This is a genomic window from Burkholderia sp. LMG 13014, assembly GCF_905232215.1.
Lineage (GTDB): Bacteria > Pseudomonadota > Gammaproteobacteria > Burkholderiales > Burkholderiaceae > Burkholderia.
In genome coordinates, this window is sequence record NZ_CAJNKE010000880.1 from 1 (window position 1) to 1,804 (window position 1,804).

2 protein-coding genes are annotated in these 1,804 nt (G+C 70.4%); one reads left to right on the forward strand and one right to left on the reverse strand.

Annotated features, from left to right (window positions below):
• Window positions 1-8: 8 nt before the first annotated feature.
• Complete coding sequence (locus JYJ84_RS35735; RefSeq protein WP_043190542.1) at window positions 9-725, reverse strand: FadR/GntR family transcriptional regulator; 717 nt, start codon at window positions 723-725, stop codon at window positions 9-11.
• 134 nt (window positions 726-859) lie between these two features.
• Between JYJ84_RS35735 and JYJ84_RS35740 the strand changes: the two genes are divergently transcribed.
• Window positions 860-1,660 (forward strand): (Fe-S)-binding protein, encoded by an 801-nt coding sequence (locus tag JYJ84_RS35740; RefSeq protein WP_175221638.1) that lies wholly within the window; start codon window positions 860-862, stop codon window positions 1,658-1,660.
• Window positions 1,661-1,804 lie beyond the last annotated feature (144 nt).

Genomic DNA, 1,804 nt, shown 5'->3' on the forward strand with positions numbered 1-1,804 from the left:
AACCAATTTCAGCGCGTATCGCCGCTTTGTTCGAAGTGGCTGCGCACGTAGTCGATATGCGTCTGCATCGCGGTGCGCGCCTCCTCGGGCCGCTGCGCACAGATCGCGTCGCACACGACGCGGTGCTGCCGCAACAGCAGGTCCGACGCATATTCGTCCTGCTCGGTCATCCCCGACACGTTGATCGAGATGTGTTCGCGCAGCATCCCGAGCACGCTCGTATGCAGGTGCAGGAACATCGTGTTGTGCGACGCGAGCGCGATCGCCTCGTGCAGCTTCGAATCGGTCGCGGCCTCCACGGCCCGGTCGTTGTGCGCGTGCGCGGTTTCGAGCTCGCGCAGCAGCGCACGGATCCGGCGCCGGTCGTTCGCGTCGGCGCGCAGCGCGGCGAAATACGCCGTCGCGCCTTCGAGCACGCGGCGGAATTCGAGGATGTCGTCGCGCAGCGCCGGGTGATCGGCGACCAGCTGGCCCCACGGCGACGCGATACCGGCACGCAACTGGTCCGTCACGTAAACGCCCGCACCGCGCCGGCTCTGCAGCAGCCCGCGCGCGACGAGCCGCTGGGTCGCCTCGCGCACCGTATTGCGCGCCACCCCGTACTGCTGCGCGAGCACGCGCTCGGCCGGCAGGCGTGCGCCAGCCGGCCAGGTGCCGTCGAGCAGCGCCGTCTCGATCTTGCGCATCACCACTTCGGTCCGGCCCCGTGCCGTCATCGCTGCCATCGTCGCGTCTCCCTGCGCAATGCGTGCCACGCCGATTGGCCCAACCAATTTGAGCTACGGCGCCGTCGCGGGAATTATGCAGCGAAATCGTCGTCCCGCATCCGCATGCCGGGCCGTCGCCTCTGGAGCGAGACATGAACGAAAGGCAGTACCCCGCCGCCGCCCCCGCGCACGTCTATCTGTTCGCGACCTGTCTGGTCGACCTGTTCGTCCCCGAAGCCGGGCTCGACGCGGTCCGCCTGCTGGAACGCGAAGGCCTGACCGTCCACTATCCGCGCGGCCAGAGCTGCTGCGGGCAGCCCGCCTACAGCAGCGGCAATCCCGACGAAGCGCGCCGCGTCGCGGCCGCGCAGCTCGACCTGTTCGCCGAACCGTGGCCCGTGATCGTGCCGTCGGGCTCGTGCGGCGGGATGATCCGGCACCATTGGCCAGCGCTGTTCGCCGACGATCCCGTCCACGGCCCGAAGGCCCGCGCGATCGCGGAACGGACCTACGAACTCGCCGAATTCCTCGTCCATGTGCTCGACGTGCGCCTCGACGCGGCCACGGCCAATGCCGGGGCCGACGAGCGCGTCGTCCTGCACACGTCGTGCGCGGCGCGACGCGAGATGGGCACGCGCGGGCACGGCGTCGCGCTCGTCGACGCGCTGCCGGGCGTGACCCGCATCGAACACGAACGCGAATCCGAATGCTGCGGCTTCGGCGGCACGTTCTCGCTGAAACATCCGGACATCTCCGGCGCGATGGTGCGCGACAAGGTCGCGTCGGCCTGCGCAACGGGCTGCGACCGGCTCGTGTCGGCCGACTGCGGCTGCCTGCTGAACATCGGCCACGCGGCCGACAAGTCCGGCGCGCCGTTGCCGGTCGAGCATCTCGCCAGCTTCCTGTGGCGGCGCACGGCTGGTGCCGCGTCGCTGCGCGGAGACAGGCGATGAGCGCGCGCGACGCGATCCTCAAGCGGCTGCGCGCCACCGCTCCGGGTGTCGCCGCCGAGGCCGCCCCCGCGCTCGACGCGCGCATCGACACGCATTACGACACGTGCCGCTCGCAGACCGAGACCGCACGCGATCCGCACACGC

What these genes read in the sequence shown, in the direction of transcription:
- JYJ84_RS35735 (WP_043190542.1), bottom strand. Translation starts at nt 725, where the DNA reads ATGGCAGCGATGACGGCACGGGGCCGGACCGAAGTGGTGATGCGCAAG.
- JYJ84_RS35740 (WP_175221638.1), top strand. Translation starts at nt 860, where the DNA reads ATGAACGAAAGGCAGTACCCCGCCGCCGCCCCCGCGCACGTCTATCTG.